Annotated in this window: 15 protein-coding genes; 6 read left to right on the top strand and 9 right to left on the bottom strand. The window is 42.6% G+C overall.

Features of this window, described 5'->3' with window-relative positions:
* Nucleotides 1–9: 9 nt before the first annotated feature.
* Nucleotides 10–2,649 (bottom strand): glycoside hydrolase family 3 protein, encoded by a 2,640-nt coding sequence (locus LI126_RS08920; protein WP_055157689.1) that lies wholly within the window; start codon nucleotides 2,647–2,649, stop codon nucleotides 10–12.
* Nucleotides 2,650–2,841: 192 nt separating this feature from the next.
* Between LI126_RS08920 and LI126_RS08915 the strand changes: the two genes are divergently transcribed.
* Nucleotides 2,842–4,041 (top strand): helix-turn-helix domain-containing protein, encoded by a 1,200-nt coding sequence (locus LI126_RS08915; protein WP_055160423.1) that lies wholly within the window; start codon nucleotides 2,842–2,844, stop codon nucleotides 4,039–4,041.
* 21 nt (nucleotides 4,042–4,062) lie between these two features.
* Here the strand turns inward: LI126_RS08915 and LI126_RS08910 are convergent, their stop codons facing one another.
* Entirely contained in the window at nucleotides 4,063–6,540 is a 2,478-nt protein-coding gene (locus tag LI126_RS08910; RefSeq protein ID WP_055148873.1) for a glycoside hydrolase family 2 protein, read from the bottom strand.
* A gap of 175 nt (nucleotides 6,541–6,715) precedes the next feature.
* On the bottom strand, nucleotides 6,716–9,013 hold the full coding sequence (locus tag LI126_RS08905) for a glycoside hydrolase family 3 C-terminal domain-containing protein (protein WP_055148871.1): 2,298 nt from the start codon (nucleotides 9,011–9,013) through the stop codon (nucleotides 6,716–6,718).
* Nucleotides 9,014–9,384: 371 nt separating this feature from the next.
* Here LI126_RS08905 and LI126_RS08900 point away from each other — a divergent pair, with 371 nt between their 5' ends.
* The 5 genes from LI126_RS08900 (at nucleotide 9,385) to LI126_RS08880 (ending at nucleotide 12,163) form a co-directional block, all read left to right on the top strand.
* Nucleotides 9,385–9,582 (top strand): hypothetical protein, encoded by a 198-nt coding sequence (locus LI126_RS08900; RefSeq protein WP_144366189.1) that lies wholly within the window; start codon nucleotides 9,385–9,387, stop codon nucleotides 9,580–9,582.
* Nucleotides 9,543–10,505: a HipA domain-containing protein gene (locus tag LI126_RS08895; protein WP_055157683.1), complete on the top strand. Its 963-nt coding sequence runs from the start codon at nucleotides 9,543–9,545 to the stop codon at nucleotides 10,503–10,505. Before LI126_RS08900 ends, LI126_RS08895 begins: the two co-directional genes overlap by 40 nt.
* A 153-nt stretch (nucleotides 10,506–10,658) precedes the next feature.
* Nucleotides 10,659–11,051 carry a transposase gene (locus LI126_RS08890; protein ID WP_227165231.1) on the top strand — a complete coding sequence of 131 codons (393 nt, stop codon included), beginning with the start codon at nucleotides 10,659–10,661 and terminating at the stop codon, nucleotides 11,049–11,051.
* Nucleotides 11,042–11,488, top strand: a complete 447-nt coding sequence (locus LI126_RS08885) for a transposase (protein WP_081016911.1) — start codon at nucleotides 11,042–11,044, stop codon at nucleotides 11,486–11,488. The genes LI126_RS08890 and LI126_RS08885 overlap by 10 nt, the downstream gene beginning before the upstream one ends.
* 495 nt (nucleotides 11,489–11,983) lie before the next feature.
* Entirely contained in the window at nucleotides 11,984–12,163 is a 180-nt protein-coding gene (locus LI126_RS08880) for a hypothetical protein (RefSeq protein WP_020436084.1), read from the top strand.
* Nucleotides 12,164–12,372: 209 nt separating this feature from the next.
* Here LI126_RS08880 and tnpA read toward each other — a convergent pair whose 3' ends face one another.
* The 6 genes from tnpA to LI126_RS08850 form a co-directional block, all read right to left on the bottom strand.
* Nucleotides 12,373–12,828, bottom strand: a complete 456-nt coding sequence (tnpA, locus tag LI126_RS08875) for an IS200/IS605 family transposase (RefSeq protein WP_020436085.1) — start codon at nucleotides 12,826–12,828, stop codon at nucleotides 12,373–12,375.
* A gap of 348 nt (nucleotides 12,829–13,176) precedes the next feature.
* Nucleotides 13,177–14,079 (bottom strand): dihydroorotate dehydrogenase, encoded by a 903-nt coding sequence (locus tag LI126_RS08870; RefSeq protein WP_020436086.1) that lies wholly within the window; start codon nucleotides 14,077–14,079, stop codon nucleotides 13,177–13,179.
* The gene (locus LI126_RS08865; protein ID WP_020436087.1) at nucleotides 14,079–14,861 is read right to left on the bottom strand and encodes a dihydroorotate dehydrogenase electron transfer subunit; all 783 of its coding nucleotides are present in this window, start codon (nucleotides 14,859–14,861) and stop codon (nucleotides 14,079–14,081) included. The genes LI126_RS08870 and LI126_RS08865 overlap by 1 nt, the downstream gene beginning before the upstream one ends.
* A 70-nt stretch (nucleotides 14,862–14,931) precedes the next feature.
* Nucleotides 14,932–15,861 carry an orotidine-5'-phosphate decarboxylase gene (gene pyrF, locus LI126_RS08860; RefSeq protein ID WP_015527964.1) on the bottom strand — a complete coding sequence of 310 codons (930 nt, stop codon included), beginning with the start codon at nucleotides 15,859–15,861 and terminating at the stop codon, nucleotides 14,932–14,934.
* Nucleotides 15,862–16,113: 252 nt separating this feature from the next.
* Nucleotides 16,114–16,545 (bottom strand): DUF2752 domain-containing protein, encoded by a 432-nt coding sequence (locus LI126_RS08855; RefSeq protein ID WP_227165230.1) that lies wholly within the window; start codon nucleotides 16,543–16,545, stop codon nucleotides 16,114–16,116.
* 32 nt (nucleotides 16,546–16,577) lie between these two features.
* Nucleotides 16,578–17,321, bottom strand: coding sequence for a CD225/dispanin family protein (locus tag LI126_RS08850; RefSeq protein WP_227165229.1), 744 nt, complete (start codon nucleotides 17,319–17,321; stop codon nucleotides 16,578–16,580).
* Nucleotides 17,322–17,419 lie beyond the last annotated feature (98 nt).

Genomic DNA, 17,419 nt, shown 5'->3' with positions numbered 1-17,419 from the left:
CTTTCTATTCTATGAAAATTTTGCCATTGTACGAATCAGAGCGGTAACATTCTCCTGAAGTCTTGCCGTGTCTATGGTACCGTTCTCCAATCCTTTCTTTATCTGACCGGTATATGTATCATCATTAGAGCCCGGTGTAATCCAGCAGTTTCCCGCCTGTACCATTGCTGCCACATCTACACTGTCATAGGTTGTCCAATCCGTCATTACAAAACCGGCAAACCCATTTTCTTCTCTGAGAAGCCCCTGTAGAAGTTCTTCATCCGCTGCTGTCGGGCAGCCGTTTACCGCATTATACGCCGTCATAAAGCTGGCTGGCATATGAACATCCATCGCATATTCAAAAGTCCGAAAATAAATTTCCCGGATTGCACGTTCGGAAATCAGACTCTGATTTCGCTTTCTGGAAGATTCACAGTTGTTCCCGATAAAATGTTTATAGCAGCCTCCGACCCCGGCTCCTTCCAATCCTTTTGCATAAAATCCAGCCATGACACCGGACAAATACGGATCTTCCGAAAAATATTCCGGCTGTCGTCCATTTAGCGGATTTCTGTGAATATTAAATGCCGGGGCAAGAACCAGCGGCATGCCCAATGTCTTCGCTTCTTCCCCGATTACACACCCGATTGCTTCCGATAATTCTTTATTGAACGAAGCACAGATTGTAACGCCTGACGGCATTCCAATATTTTTGATGTTCAGATTGACTCCGCTGTTTCCATCGCTCACCGGAAAGTCCGGCAAATCATATCCTTCTGTCTGAAACACACGACCTGCCTCACCAATACCTTCCATTCCCCACCCAGCCGAGGCACAGACGCTGATGCGGGCAAGTTCCTCCGGTGACATCTGTGCCACAAACTCAGCCGCACGTGACGGATTTTTTCTTACAGCATCAAATGTTACCTTCTCTTTTGGTTTCTCCATATCAAACTTTGCGGGATAATGTTTCCTCTTCTCATAAGGCAAAAATGTCAACTTATTTTTGACCACTCCGGAATGCGCTCCTGTCGGCCATGTATCATCCGGATTTGTTTTGGATAATCTTGTAAATTTGCAATCGCAGCAAAGCAGGTTGGTTACCTGTTTGATTATTCTTGTTTCTTCTTCGTCGAATCCGCCGCATTCCGCTGCTTCAATACTGTTTCCCACATAAATACGGTAATATCCTTTTGATAAAATATACGCCGCTTTTTCTTCCGAATATGAAGTCAATACTTTCACCGGAACATGAACCGAAATCTTCTGTTCCTCTCCCGGAAGCAGTTCCTTTGTTTTTTCAAAGAATACCAGTTCTTTTTCCGGCTGCTCCAGTTCTGATTCCGGTTTGCCTACATAAACCTGAACAACTTCTTTTCCGGCTTTTTCCCCGACATTCTTCACATATACATCCAGTTCCAGTACTTCCCCGTCAAATCGAATATTCTCCTGCCTGATACAAAACTCCGTATAACTTAATCCGTAGCCAAACGGATACGCCGCTTTTTTCCTGAATGTTGTAAAATAACGATATCCTACATAAATGTCTTCCTCGTAACAAGTATCCACATATATATTTTCATCTGCTGTCAGACGTGTTTTATCCACACAGTCATAGAAATTTTTCGACGACGGAATATCAAAATAATCCTTTGCCCATGTATCCGGCAGCTTCCCTGACGGATTTACAGCCCCGCTCAGGATATCCAAAAGTGCCGGTCCTGCAAGCATTCCACCAAATCCCGAATATATAAGTCCTGCAACTGCATACTTTTCTGCAAATGTCACATCAATCGGATATCCGACATTTAAAATCACAATTGTCTTTGCAAATGTATCCGTTACTTTTGCAATAAGTGCTTCTTCAGCCTCGCTCAGATAGTATTCCCCTTTCGCCGTGGAAGCATCCTGGTTTTCTCCTGCTGCACGTGTCAGGAACACGATTGCCGTATCGGACAATTTCTTTGCACGCATCAACATCTCGTCCCCCGGTATCTCATCCCTGTCGCAGCCGTAAAATTCAACCAGTTCTTCATTCAGTGAATAAGCTTCTCCTTCCCTGACAGCCTCCACAAAATTAACACTGTAGCGAGGATTGATTTTGCCTGCCCCCACTGCTCCGATACGAAATTCGTGAATACCTCTGCCAAACAGATTCAATACCGTTCCCTTCTTCAGCGGAAGAACTTCTGCCTCATTTTTCAAAAGAACGATTCCCTCCCTGGCGGCTTCCAGTGCAATCTGTTCATGTGCTGCATCTTCCGGCTTCGGTTTCACTTTTTCCACACCTCTGACCGTAAAATCCTGCGGATTCATCTCATTCCCATCCATATCCACAAAACCTTCCACGTGAAGTTGATATTCCCGACCGTACTCTGTCACAAGTCCACGAAGCGGAATTCCAAGCACCCACATATTCCCCATAACTTCCATATACTGGTTGATACAGCCGGATACCACCCTGCTATCTAAGGTGACGGTTCCCTGAATATCCGGATTCATCGGCTTTGCCCACATCATAAGCAGACAGCCGGATAGTCGACGATCCAGCATAAAATACAATCCGTCAATATCATGAAAATCGTACTCCAGCGGTCCCATTTCAAAAAGCAATGGTTTATCTTCTTTTCCTGTCGGAAGCTGTTCCCAAAAATCTTCCATTCCCATGTTGAGTCCTCCTTTTAAATACTTTCATTGAGTTATCTATAAAATATCAAATCATATGATTTTTGTATTACAATATTGATTACAATATTTCAATTTTGTCCTTGTTTTTATAAATAGAACGCCTTATAATTAGTATTACATCCATTTCAAAGAGAGTTTAAAAGTACGGTTTTACCTGGAAAGGAGTCTTCCATGATTACTGATTTAAAGGCATTTTGTGAATTATTTTATGCATCAACCTCCATACCGATTGGCTATTACCACGCTTCACCCGACGATGACTGTTCCTTTCCTTCGATTTTGGAAGACCCGTCTGTTTTTAAAGGCATCCTGTCCGGTTTCCGACATTTCACAAAAAACCCGGACTATTTTATCGCGCAGTCCTTCGGCTATTATGGTTATATAAAGCCGGAGCATGCTGATTGCGTAATCATCATTGGTCCTGTATTCAGCACACCTATTTCAGATCTTACACTTCGCACTTTCATGCAGGAATGGGCAATCAGTCAGGAACACAAACCGGATATACTCCAATTTCTGGTCAATATTCCTCAGATTTCCTTTAACCAGTTTCTCCAGACACTTGCCTGGCTTCACCTGTGTTTCAACGATGAATATATTTCTGTTGGACAGCATTTTAATCTAGAAAACACAAGCAGCATCAGCGAGTTTTCCAATGTACATTCCAATCAGGTGATGAATGCAAAGGAAGAACAGCATTTTCATAATACCTACCAGTTTGAACAGAAACTTTTGCAGTATATTCAAAATGGAGACGTCGAAAAAATGAAAACATTGTTAAACACCCCCTCCAAATTATCAGGTGGTCTTATGGCTGACAACTCCCTCCGGCAGGAAAAGAATGTTTTCATTACAACTGTCGCAATTGTTACAAGAAGTGCCATTGCCGGAGGAATGGATATGGAACAGGCTTACCAGCTTGCCGATGTATATATCCGTGAATGTGAAAAGCTGCAGAATATTTCCCACATTGAAACCTTGTCTTATTCTATGCTGATTGATTTTACGGAACGGGTTTCGCAAAATAAAATTCCTCAGGGAATGTCTCTGGAAATATTTGAATGTATTCAGTTTATTACTCACCACATCAACGAATCCATTCGGGTTGGCGATGTAGCTGAGCATATCGGAAGAAGCCGCTCTTATTTGACAAACAAGTTCAAAAAAGAGCTCGGCTTCGATGTCTGCAGCTTCATTATGCGGTGTAAGCTGGAAGAGGCAAAAAGTCTCCTGACGTATTCGGATAAGACATTAAGTGAAATCAGTAACTATCTTTGTTTTTCCAGTCAGGCTTACTTTCAGACTGTATTTAAGAAAAAATATGGTCTGACTCCGACACAGTATCGGAATCAGACCCATAAAATCTACTAATATACCAGACGGGGCTTCTTTCTATTTGATGTTCAAAACGAGTTTTTCTTCTGCAAAATTTACTGCTGAAATGGTTACGATTGCCTCCCCCGGACATTTTGCAGCCCGGATTACTGCCATTACACTGCCGTCATAGGTATTCCATGTATGAGACTGGTAACTTCCTTCGCAGCTCGGGTCTGCACTACCAAATCCCTGCAATGCAGCACATCCCTCTACCTTAATTGTAACTGCTGCACTTTCCCGACGATTGAAATTTCCTGCTGCGTCTTCCAGTCTGATTTTTACGAAAGTAAGACTTTCTCCGTCAGCAGGAAGTTCATTCCGGTCAGCTTCAACCTTAAGCTTCACCGCTTTCCCTGCTGTCTGTAAGACAGTCCGGCCTGCCTCCGCCCCGTTCAGATAACTGACTGCCTCCAGCTTTCCCGGATGATAAGGTACTTCATACGTCACAACATATACTCCGCCAATCGACTTTCGTCCCAGACTTTCCCCATTCAAGAACAGTTCTACTTCATCTGCATTGGCATAAACATCCACACTTGCTGTTTCCCCTTCATATCCCGGCCATGTCCAGCTTGCAAGATTATCCTTCCACATCCACGGTGTCTTTCCAACTTCAATTCCTGCCTTATCCATCCGAAGTACACCGATAGACGGTGCATGACCAATTTCGAACACTGCCTGCCGCAGATAACTGATTGGTTTACGATCACCAAGAATATCAATGTCACCGATACCTGCCAGTCTGTCCGGCCAATGCGCTGAAAAATTCACTCCTCCATTATAATGGAATATACCGCATCCGGCTTCTCCCAGATAATCATATCCGGTCCATGTAAAGTCTCCTAACACATGTGGATTGCGCTTTACGATATCCCACAAATGAACAATGTCCGCCGGAAAAGTCTCTGTGCCAAGCACAACCCGATTCGGATGACGTATGTGATCTTCTTCATGTAATGCCGTCAGATAATTATATCCGGCAATGTCATTTGCCGCAGCAAATTCTCCTATCATTTCTTCCAGAATCGGACTGGTGGCAATCGCATCTGCCAGCGGTCCCACCATAACCTCAGCCATCCCATTGATTTCATCTGCGCCTCCACGCTTCTGCTCATCCGGCTGCTGCATCGCTTCAAGCTGCTCCGGAGTCATCCCTGTAGCCTGGCACATAATTTCGCCCATTCGGTCATTTCCTGCCATCAGACCATTGATTCCGTTCGTCGTATAGCGTGTGGCATCCAGCCGTTTCATTTCTGCATGAATCCTCCGATTCCATTCTGCCCCTTTTGGAGTGCCCGCCTCCGGAATCTCATTTCCGGTCGAGTACAAAATCACGCATGGATGATTATAGTTTTTTTCCACCATGTCCCACACATCCTGCTTCCAATGTGTCGGAAAATAATTTGCATAGTCATGGGGATTCTTTGTCCGAGTCCACATATCACTCAGTTCATCCATCACCAGCATCCCCAGTTTATCACAGGCATCCAGCATTGCCTTACTCATCGGATGATGTGCACTTCGAAGAGCGTTAAATCCGGCTTCCTTCATCTGGCGGCAGCGCCGATACTCCGCATCCGGAAATGTTGCTGCTCCGATAATCCCATTATCATGGTGAATACAGGTTCCCCTCAGTTTCGTTGGTTTACCGTTCACTAACAGCCCATGTTTTGCATTCAGCCGAAGTGTACGGATTCCTGTTGAAATATTTACACTGTCTATTGGATTCTCATCCTCAGAAATTGTAATCCGGCAGGAGTATAGATTTGGTGTTTCATCACTCCACAATGCAGGATGTTCTACAAGCAAACGCTGACAGCACATCTGCGTGCTTTCTCCAAAAACAGTTACCGGTATGTGCTCTGCGGCTGCTTCCGTCCCATTCGGTCCGGTCAATGTAATTTCCACCTGTACCGTTTCGGAAACCATTCCCCGATTACAGATTGGAACCTCTACTTCCACGACTGCCGCCTCACAGTCAGCTTCTCTTGTTGTAACACGCACCCCCTGAGCAGGAATATGCACAGTCTTTCCCACCCATGCATACACAGGACGGTATAACCCCGCGCCACTATACCAGCGGCTGGACTGCTCTATACTGCATACTTCTACTTTCAGTTCATTTTCCTGTCCATACTTCAGATAACCGCTGACGTCTGCAAAAATGCCTGTATATGGATTCACATGCTCTGTTACAAGATCCCCGTTCATATAAATGCGGCAGGTATCTGCAACACCTTCAAATTCCAAAACAACTGTACATCCCTTCCACGCTTCCGGAATCTCCCACTTTTTCATGTAAGTATATTCACCGCCCGGATAAAATCCTGTCTGATGTGCATTCGCAGTTGCCGGAGTTCTTTCCTGATAAATCATGGCATCATGGGGCAAATCAATATTTTCTATATTTCCTGCCTCTCCCATCATTAACTCCATCATTGTTATGGTTCCTTTGGCAAACTGCCAATTCTGGTTTAAAGATATTTTTTTCATACGGACCTCCCTAATGCAGCTTGTTCATTTTTTAACTATTCTAACAGTTGAAGAGTATTCCGTATTATAAATATAAATTTATTATTATAATTTTGTAACACAATTTTTCAGAAAAATACCGGGAGAGAGGAAACTCGAATCCCCTGTCCCGGCGGTTTTTGTTATATCTATAAGTTTATTCTGCTGCGTTTAACGCTGCAACAAGTTGGTTCAGTGCTTCCTTTGTCACTCCCGGTACAAAACTCAGCATCTGTCTGAGCGGCATGGCTTCCATCATTGCCGCCATCATTTCGTCGTTGATCACTCCGGAATCATCCTGCATTTGTTCCTCTGTACTCTCGCCGTCCATTCCTTCCATTTCACTCATTGCCTGTTCCAATATGGCTTTTCCTTTCGGGTCTGCCATGATTTCTCCCATTGTGGAATTGAGGGTATACACTTTCGGCAGGACGGTTTCTGATTCTACCTGTACTTCCTCTGACAGAAGCACTTCCTGTGCATTCCGGCAAATCTGGATTTCATAGGCTCCGGTCTCCACATGCCAGTCATGGATTTCCGTATTCCAGTATGCATAGGCTCTGCTGTCAAGTTCAAAGGTGACGGTTTTCGTCTCACCCGGTGCAAGTTCTGTTTTTTCAAATGCTTTTAACTCCCGTACCGGGCGGATGATTGTTCCGCCCTTCGGCGCTACGTAAAGCTGTACGACTTCCTTTCCTGTACATGCGCCTGTATTCGTTACGTCTACGGATACCAGCAGTTTTTCGCTTTCCTTAAACTCCTTTTTGTCCAACGTAAGATTGCCGTAAGAAAAGGTCGTATAAGACAATCCGTATCCGAACGGGAACAGGACTTCCATTTCTTTGGATGTGTAATAGCGGTATCCCACAAATACGCCCTCTGAATAAACCGATTTGTCATGTTCTCCGCCGTAATTCAAATAGCACGGCGTGTCCTGTATCCGAAGTGGGAATGTTTCCGCCAATCGTCCGCTTGGATTTGCATTTCCGTAAAGCACATTGACCACTGCGCCGCCCACAGCCTGTCCGCCCAGGTAGGCTTCCAGCACGGCTTTTACTTTTCCGAGCCACGGCATTTCTACCGGAGCACCGTTGTGAAGCACAACAATGGTGTTCGGCTGTGCTTCCGCCACCGCTTCAATCAGTGCGTTCTGGCAGTTCGGCATCCCAAGATGCTTCCGGTCATACCCTTCGGATTCAAAGCTGTCCGGCAGTCCGGCAAAGATTACCGCCACGTCCGCATTTGCAGCAGCCTCTACGGCTTTTGCAGCCAATGCTTCATCCGCTTTATCCTCAACATCATCAAAGCCTTTGGCAAATGTGATGTTTTCCTTTTTTACAGTTGCGAGAAATTCTACGGCGTCCATTGCAGATTCTGTTTTAAAGCTGTTGATGTGGGAACTTCCGCCGCCCTGATAGCGTGGTTCCTCGGCGTATTTGCCGATAAAAGCCACCTTTTTGTCTGCGGACAACGGGAGAAGCGCATCCTCATTTTTCAGAAGCACAATACACTCCTCTTCGATTTCCCGGGCTGTCTCATGGTCTTTTTCACGCTGAAATACCGCGTTTTTGTCTCTGTTTTCCTCATATTTGAAAATAACATTCAAATATTCTTCACAGGACTTGTCCAGTACAGATTCATCCAGTGTTCCGTCCTGTACTGCGGCAACGATTTCTGCATCCGTAGCGCCTTCACAGGACGGCATTTCCAGATTGCAGCCTGCTTTCAGAGCTTCCACACGGTCATTCATCGCACCCCAGTCTGTCATTACATAGCCGTCAAATCCCCATTCCCTGCGGAGCACATCTGTGAGCATTTCTTTGTTTTCACAAAGGTATGTGCCGTTCAGCTTGTTGTATGCGTTCATAATGGTCCACGGCTTTTCCTTCTTTACCATTCCTTCAAAAGAAGCAAGGTAAATTTCACGCATGGTGCGTTCATCCATTTCTGAAGAGCTTGTTAAGCGGTGATATTCCTGGTTATTTGCCATAAAATGCTTCGGACTTGTTCCGATATGTTTGCTCTGGACGCCGTGGACAAGCGCACCTGCCATTTCCGTTGACACAAGCGGGTCCTCTGAATAGTATTCAAAATTACGTCCGCACAGCGGGGAACGCTTAATGTTCATAGCCGGGCCTAAGATTGTGCTTACATTTTCTGCCTGACACTCTTCCCCCAGTGTTTCTCCAAGTTTTGTCACCAGCTCACGGTTAAAGCTGGATGCGGTTGCACATCCCGCTGGAAAGCAAACAGCCTGAATGCTGTCGTTGATTCCCAAATGGTCTGCTTTATCGTCCTGCTTGCGGAGTCCGTGAGGTCCGTCTGAGACCATTTCCGAAGGGATTCCGAGACGTTCCACTCCTTTTGTGTGCCAAAAATCAAGCCCGGAACACAAAGATGCTTTCTCCTCCAGAGTCATTCTGGAGACCAATTCTTTTATTTTTGCTGTTTCCATGTTTCATCCTCCTGCCAATCTTTCTCTTTTGGATAAAGATAGCATACATTTTTCTTTTCGTATTATAGTTTTGAGTTATTTATTGTAAAAATAGGTTTGCATTTCCTTTACTAAATGATTAGGGAATGCAGTACCCCGTTCCCTTTACAGGTCGCAAGCGCAAGGATTTCTTCAATCGGTCCCCGATATGGAAATTTAATAGTGCCTAACACCACTGTGGTCTTTCCTATATTATTCAAAGTATCTGCATTTTTCTATATAAATTATTTTAGCTAATACTCTTGTCGTGAACAAAAGATTGTGAAATCAAGAGAGATAAAGTATAATAGCTATAAGTTATTTTTCTGAAAAAAATCGAAAGGGTGACAGTTATGCAAGATAAAACAAGTACAATTTCAACAAACATACCTTGTGGTCTTTATGTTTTGAAGCATAAAGATTTTGATGTTGCTATGGTTGATATCGATATTTATTCAGGAAAAATACAATATATATTAGACGTGTACCTTCCGGAAGAATTACCAATTGGATGCAACCGATTGGGGAAGAACATTGTTGGAAGGACTTGAACTTTTATGAAAATGATTTTACCGATGAATTAGGAAGTTTGTTAACAGATTCAAAGAATGTGGATGTGGATGCGAATTACTCGAAGTTCTCTCCGGCATCATCGTTAAATGGTGAGATGAAGAAGAAATGGGTTATTGAGAACGGAATCCGTTACCTAATGAAGGTGAATGCGAATGATTATGGGCAGCAGTCCATCAATGAAGTGATTGCAAGCAAACTTCATGAAAAACTTGGTTGGGATAATTATGTCCAATATAGAGTTGACACGGCAATCGTAGATGGAGAAAAAGTTCCGAGTTCCTTATGTCAGTTATTTACCTCGAATGAGTTGGAATTAGTGTCTGCATATCAATTGATCAAGGATATTAAGATACCAAACGATTCCTCTGAATTCGAGGAGATTATCCGTCAGGCTGTGAATTATGGAATGGAAGAAGCGGTAGTCCGTCAACAACTAGAATATACGATTTTGACAGATTTTATTCTGAGTAATACAGACAGGCATTATAACAATTTTGGATTTTTGTATCATCCGCAACTACACCGATTGGTTAAGATGGCACCTGTTTTTGATACCGGAAATTCATTGTTTTACAATAAGGAAATCATACCACAGGGAAGCAACCTTCTGGACGTAACAGTAAATTCGTTTAAGAAGAAAGAGGTTAGCTTACTGGAATATGTATCAAAATCAGATCTTGTGGGGATTGGTAAATTAGAGAGCTTTCCGAAAGAGGTTTACAATTTACTGACATGCAATACAGATATGCCTGATGAACGTGCGAAGAGTATATCAGGAACCGTTCAGCAAAAATTGGAGTATCTGAAATTATTTCAACAAGGCAAAAAGATTTGGAAAAAAGAAAACAGGTTTTTGATACGGCAGTTACGTATTATTACAATCAAGCATGCAGAGTGGTAGAAGGAATGCGAGTGGCAGAGGAATACCGTGCAAAAGCTAATAGAACAGTTCGAGAAATCCGAAATTAATAAATGAAAACCGTAAATAGTATCTAAAAGGCTGTCGCTTTTATAATAAGAAGTGATGGCCTTTTTGTATATATAATCCGAAAAGTTGAAATCTAAAAGAAAGCAGAAAATTCTGGAAAAATCTTGGGCAAAACCATTTTCAGATATTATTTTTTCAAACATTGATGAGATGATATTTGCCCCACTCTATAGTGATAAGCGTAATTCACGTCCGAATGCACCTGTAAATGTAATTGTAGGTGCCCTAATCCTTAAGGAACTCAATGGACTTACGGATGACAAGATTATTGAAGAGTGTGAGTTTGATTTCCGATATCAGTACGCTCTTCATACAACCAGTTATGAAAACCAGCCTTTGAGTAATCGGACGTTTAGCAGATTCCGCGAAAGAAATGCAGCTTATGAACTGACCACCGGAAAAGATCTGATTCATGACTGTATTGTAGCTCTTTCTGAAAATATCCGTAAATTCAGGTAAACGGAGCCGGAACACAGATTACCGAATGTCCTGCTGGAAATAAGCCAAAGAGCAATTCCTATATTAAACAAACAGATTCCATACGAGCTTCGTTCTACAGATACCAGTGTGAAGGATGCCCATACCAAAACCAATGCAATCCTGCAATAAAAGAAAGAACAGCAGTCATGATGGTTCCGTTAAAATCAAGAAGACGAATCTTAGAATCATCAGAAATATGGAACGATGCCACCTGGGCATGGATTGGAAGAATCCGAAATGGAGTGGAGACTGTTCCATCAGTCATCCGAAATAAATATCTGGTAGATCAAATGCCGGTCAGAGGAACGCTGAGAACCAAACAGTTCTTCGGCTTTAAAGTTGCTTCCCTAAATATCACTAAACTGATGAGATACACCAAAGGGAAGCTGAAGTGCAGAACTTTTGAGCTGGCATAGGGATGATAAATCGCCCTTTCGCGGAATCGAAATACCAAAAACATAGATTTATTCAGTTGTCAAAGGACAAAAAATATGTGCAGTTGTCAGTCACAGAAAATGTAACTTTTGACACCCACATCATAAAAAATAAAACGGCAGAAAAACAACTTATTCATAAGAAAAATTTTAGTTATATAAGCGGTAAGGAAAGCCAAATAAATTTTTATCTGCAGGAACCGCAGTGCTGCGAAAGATAATATTATGGAAAAACGAATTGTCTAAAATGTCAGAATAGTATGAATGTCTATTGAAAGTTGTCTAAATATATAATATAATACTATTACAATAAAAACGAGTATTCTTTGTTATGAGAGGATGAGAATCCATTGGCATATTAATTTCACATCGAAAAAATATAGGAAAGTAGTGTAAAATATTTATTTTTAAGAAAGATATATGTGTTGCCAGAAATCTTGTGGAATGTAACAGAATTAAAGGAAGGAAAAAGAATTTATGAAAAAGCATTTATCGGCTATCATAACAAGTATCGGAATCATGATTGGAATTATCTTACTGATTTTGATTCAGGTAATTGGAAAGACGAATATCCTTGACATACTGGTAAGGTGCTATGCTTTTTCTATCCCATTATGGATTACTATTATTGTTTCCTTAAAAAGAAAAGAAAAGTAGTACCGCTATTTTAAAAAAAGACCACCACCCGTCCAACGGGTGGTTTGCTCTAGGGCTATAAGCCCTTGTTACTAGGCCCGCGTCTCAAGGCGCTGGCTTTCTCTTTAGGCTATGGAAATTCTGTTTACACAGCCTTCCCACAGCTCCGTTCAAGCCATATTGCTCTTAACTCGTCGCTACCCCTTAAGGGGCTTTGTTACTACTTGGCATTAACCCTTAAAAGGGTTCTCATATTCTTTTACACTTAACTTATCCATTGCAATATCGTGCTTTTCTTGTTCCTGGATATATTTTTTTATTGTTGCCTCATTTAATCCAACTGTGCTAACATAATATCCTTCCGCCCAGAAATGACAATTTCCAAATTTATATTTTAAGTTTGCGTGTTTATCGAATATCATAAGTGCACTTTTTCCTTTTAAATATCCCATAAATGGTGATACGCTTATCTTTGGTGGAATACTTACTAACATATGGATATAATCTGGCATTAGATGTCCTTCAATAATTTCAACGCCTTTATAACTGCACAATTGCTTTATAATATCTCTAATATCCTCTTTGTATTGATTGTAAATTACTTTTCGTCTATACTTTGGTGTGAAGACAATATGATATTTGCACATCCATTTTGTATGTGCGAGTGAATATTCTTTCTTCGCCATAAATTACCTTTCCTTTCTACAATATAGCCTGAACAACTTTATTGTACACGGAAAGGTAATTTCTTTTGTATAACAATCGACGCGCACCCGCATAGCGGGTGGTTTATTGTTTCGTCCATCTACATTTTTCGGATCAACGAAAAACTCCAATGGACTCAACAGACTAAAGTCCATAAACTATGAGAAACACGCTCCGCGAGTTTCTCAAGTTATCGCGACAGTCGCCAAGGTCTCGTGCAAGCACGGACTTTGGCTCGTTGTTCGCGTAAATAAAAAAGTGGAAGTCTGTCAATGTTTTCAGTCCTTCCACTCATTTTCATTCATTTATCTTATTAATTCTCTCCGGGTTTATTTTACAATACCAACCATATCTTTTACATTCTCAAAGCCATTCTTCTTCATATAAGCTTCGATTCCGTCAATCACTTCCAATGTCACTGCCGGATTGTGGAAGTTTGCTGTTCCTACAGACACTGCGCTCGCACCTGCAAGAAGGAATTCGATTGCATCTTCTGCACAGGAAATTCCGCCCATTCCAATGATTGGAATATTAACAGCCTGAGCAACCTGATAAACCATACGCACTGCGACTGGTTTCACGATCGGTCCGGATACTCCTCCGGTCTTATTCGCTACTGCAAATGTCTTTCTGTTGATATCAATCTTCATTCCTGTCAGTGTATTGATCAGAGACACCGCATCTGCTCCACCGGCTTCCGCTGCCCTTGCAATCTCCGTGATATCTGTTACATTCGGTGTCAGCTTCATAATGATCGGCTGCTTTGCGATCTTCTTGATCTGTGCTGTCAGCTTTTCTACATTATGTGCATCCTGTCCAAATGCAAGAAATCCTGCATTGACGTTTGGACAGGAAATATTGATCTCCATCATATCGATTGGTTCATCTGCGAGACGCTCTACGACTGCAAGGTACTCTTCCGGAGCATGTCCGCATACATTTACGATGATCTTTGTATCAAAATTCTTCAGATATGGAATATCTCTCTCGCAGAACAAATCGATTCCAGGATTCTGAAGTCCGATGGCGTTCATCATACCGCCATAAACTTCAGCTACACGCGGGGTCGGGTTTCCTTCCCACGGTACATTTGCTACACCTTTCGTTGTCACTGCTCCAAGACAGTTCAGGTCTACAAATTCTGAAAATTCTTCTCCTGAACCAAATGTTCCGGATGCAACTGTTACCGGGTTTTTCCATTCTACACCGGCAATATTTACGCTCATGTTCATTAGATTTCCACCTCCGTAGACAAGAATACAGGGCCGTCCTTACAGATACGCTTGTTGTTTACATTGCTATGTGCATCCTTTTCTTTCGATTTACATACACATGCCAGACAGGCACCGATTCCGCATGCCATTCTCTCTTCCAGTGAGATATAACACTCGATTCCGTTCTCTTCTGCGTACTGTTTGATCGCACGGAGCATCGGAGTCGGTCCACAGGCATAGATCATATCTGCTTCCAGAGCATTTTCACGGATTGCGTCCATAACATTTCCCTTTGTTCCGACACTTCCATCTTCTGTGGAAATATAAAGTTCTCCGCTCTGCTCGAACTCTTCCTTAAGGAATGTCTGTGCGTCGCGGTATCCTACTACGATCTGTTTCTTCTCGCAGTCCATCTGTTTCGCCAGTTCAAGGATCGGCGGTACACCGATTCCTCCGCCCATCAGAAATACTTTCTTTCCTTCAGCCTTCTCATATGGGAATCCATTTCCAAGAGGTCCGATCACCGGAATGATATCTCCTGCTTTCAGCTTAGAAAATTCTTCTGTTCCTGTCTTTGGTCCTGTCACACGGTAAACAACACGGAGTCTTCCGTTCTCTTTATCAATCTCACAGATACTGATCGGACGCGGAAGTAATTTACTTCCATCTGTTGTATACATAGAAATAAACTGTCCCGGCTTTGCGTCCTTTGCCGCCTCTGTATTGATCCACATGCTGTAGATTCCATCCGCCAGCTGCTCCTGGGAATGTACTACTGCATTTTCTTTCTGCTTTGCCATAAACTTATGCAATTCCTTTCTTGAAATTATGAGAAACACGATCTGCGGATTTCTCAATTTCTATGGTAAATTATTTTGCCGCTGCAAGTGCTCCGCTGATATCAGCTACCATTGCTTCAACTGCTGCTCTTGATGCATCACCGAAATTCTCCGGTCCGAACTTCGCATAAGCTTCCTGTTTGTAAGCTGCAATAATTCCACGGGAAGAGTTTACGATCGCACCAAGTCCGTCTTCGTTAAAGAAATGAACAAGGTCTTTTCCCTGTCCGCCCTGTGCACCGTATCCCGGTACAAGGATGTAAGACTTCGGCATGATCTCTCTTAATACTTTACCCATCTCCGGATAAGTAGCTCCTACAACAGCTCCGATATAGCTGTACTCATCTCCCATGCAGTCAGCTCCCCACTCTGCAACCTTCTCACCTACCCACTCATAAAGCGGTCTTCCATCAATGATTCTGTCCTGGAACTCTCCACTGGACGGATTGGATGTCTTAACAAGGATGAACAGACCTTTCTTCTCTTCCTTGCATACGTCAACAAATGGATTCACTCCGTCAGATCCAAGGTACGGATTCACTGTTGCAAAGTCCTCTCCGAATGGTGTATATTCCTTGCTTCCAACCTTAATCTTTCCAAGATGTGCTGTTGCATAAGCAGCAGATGTAGAACCGATATCTCCACGCTTTACATCTCCGATGATCACAAGGTCTTTAGACTTACAGTAATCTACTGTCTTCTTAAATGCCATCAGTCCAGGAATTCCGAACTGCTCGTACATTGCGATCTGTGGTTTTACTGCCGGAATCAGATCATAAGTCTTATCAACGATCTCCTTATTGAACTGCCATACTGCCTCTGCTGCTCCTTCCAGAGTCTCACCATACTCTGCATAAGCCTTGTCAAGTACGTGCTGTGGGATGTAGTTCAGCATTGGATCGAGTCCAACTACGATCGGTGCACCTGTCTTTTTGATCTTCTCTACCAGTTTATTAATCATTCTTCATTCCTCCATATCCTGTTACTTTTCATCGGATCACCGATGAATGATAACCTTCGGTCTTTCCTTCAGGTTGACGCGTTACTTTTCTTTACGCACAATATATCATTTTTCATAATACCATATTCTTGAGAATTTTCCTAGTCATGCTTTTTAATAAATCAAAAATAAAAACCAATAAAAAACGAAGTTCTTTCTCTGTCACTCATTTAAACAGAATCTGAAAGAACTTCGTTTCTCTGGTTTTATTTTTTAATATCCCGCCGGCACAAGCAATGTAAATGGATAAATCGGAATATTTCTCACGATTCCGAACCCCACCACTATAACTAATACCACATATAGGACTTTCTGATTAATCTTCTGATCCACATGATTACCACCGGTCAAAACCCAGTCAATCAATCGTGCTACAATATACATCCCAAGAAATGGGAGTAATGTCACATACATCGGATTATACCGGAATGCCGTATAAAATCTTCCATGTAAAATAGAATAGCTTGCCCGCCCGGCACCGCACCCCGGACAATACAGTCCGGTAATAATATGAAAGAGGCAGGGCAGCGGATACTGGTGCGGATTATGAAAAAAGAGATAACCCGCAGCGGCCACTGCAATCACTGCCCCCGTTAGAACTGCGATGATCCTGGCTGACCTTTTTGTTTGAAATGCTTCACGCATCTTTCTCTTCCAAATCATCATCCGCTCACTTTTTAATAATAGTAATAAGCCGAACCGGAAACTGCCCCTGTCACGATCAGAACCATGTAGATCAACCATGTAAGAAGACCAATTGCAAAGGATACGATAATCCAGATTCTTGCCATCTTCGCATTATTCTGTGCTTCTTCAAGATTTCCTGCCAGCATAGCACTATTGATCTTCGCCGAGAATACGATTCCCACTACACCAAACGGAAGACAGCAACATAATGTTGAAATAATTGATAATATAAGATATGGAACCCAGTTCACTGGCTCCTGTGGCATTCCATTGAAATTATTCTGCTGATAATATCCCTGGTTCTGCTGACCATAGTTTGGAGCTTGCTGAGTATAATTCTGATTTTGCTGACCGTACCCCTGTCCATACTCATAGTTGTTTGGTTCACCATAGGAAGTATTCTGCTCCTGATTCACACTTTTGTATGGATCGTTCTGATATGAACCTGCCACATCCGCTGACTGTGTTGGTTCTGTCGGCTGCACATCTTCTTCTGGCTGCACTTTTTCTTCCGGCAGCACATCTTCTTCTGACTGCACTTTTTCTGTCGGCTGCTGTACCTCTGCTGTATCTTCTGTTATGTTATCTGTTGTCTCTTCCTTCACCTGTGATACAGGTTCCATCTTCTGTACCGGCTGCTTCGCCCCGCAATTCGGGCAGAACTTACAACTATCCGGTATCTCCTGATAACAGTTCATACATCTCATTTTCTCTACCTCGCTTTCGTAAGTCACAATTTTCACTTTCCCAGAGCACTGACCAATTTGCTCACTTGTTCGTTTTGCGACTTTATTTCTTATATCATAACATTAATATCACCAAAAAACTTGTA

This window comes from Mediterraneibacter sp. 210702-DFI.5.30 (genome assembly GCF_020560115.1).
In the GTDB taxonomy this organism is placed as follows: domain Bacteria; phylum Bacillota; class Clostridia; order Lachnospirales; family Lachnospiraceae; genus Mediterraneibacter; species Mediterraneibacter faecis.
This window is presented reverse-complemented; position numbering and strand designations above follow the sequence as displayed.

Excerpts from the sequence above, each read along its gene's own strand:
- LI126_RS08900 (WP_144366189.1), top strand. The coding sequence starts at position 9,385 with ATGCAAGATAAAACAAGTACAATTTCAACAAACATACCTTGTGGTCTT.
- LI126_RS08895 (WP_055157683.1), top strand. The coding sequence starts at position 9,543 with ATGCAACCGATTGGGGAAGAACATTGTTGGAAGGACTTGAACTTTTAT.
- LI126_RS08905 (WP_055148871.1), bottom strand. The coding sequence starts at position 9,013 with ATGGAAACAGCAAAAATAAAAGAATTGGTCTCCAGAATGACTCTGGAG.
- pyrF (WP_015527964.1), bottom strand. The coding sequence starts at position 15,861 with ATGATTAATAAACTGGTAGAGAAGATCAAAAAGACAGGTGCACCGATC.
- LI126_RS08855 (WP_227165230.1), bottom strand. The coding sequence starts at position 16,545 with ATGCGTGAAGCATTTCAAACAAAAAGGTCAGCCAGGATCATCGCAGTT.
- LI126_RS08880 (WP_020436084.1), top strand. The coding sequence starts at position 11,984 with ATGAAAAAGCATTTATCGGCTATCATAACAAGTATCGGAATCATGATT.
- LI126_RS08920 (WP_055157689.1), bottom strand. The coding sequence starts at position 2,649 with ATGGGAATGGAAGATTTTTGGGAACAGCTTCCGACAGGAAAAGAAGAT.
- LI126_RS08915 (WP_055160423.1), top strand. The coding sequence starts at position 2,842 with ATGATTACTGATTTAAAGGCATTTTGTGAATTATTTTATGCATCAACC.
- LI126_RS08865 (WP_020436087.1), bottom strand. The coding sequence starts at position 14,861 with ATGGCAAAGCAGAAAGAAAATGCAGTAGTACATTCCCAGGAGCAGCTG.
- LI126_RS08910 (WP_055148873.1), bottom strand. The coding sequence starts at position 6,540 with ATGAAAAAAATATCTTTAAACCAGAATTGGCAGTTTGCCAAAGGAACC.
- tnpA (WP_020436085.1), bottom strand. The coding sequence starts at position 12,828 with ATGGCGAAGAAAGAATATTCACTCGCACATACAAAATGGATGTGCAAA.
- LI126_RS08870 (WP_020436086.1), bottom strand. The coding sequence starts at position 14,079 with ATGAACATGAGCGTAAATATTGCCGGTGTAGAATGGAAAAACCCGGTA.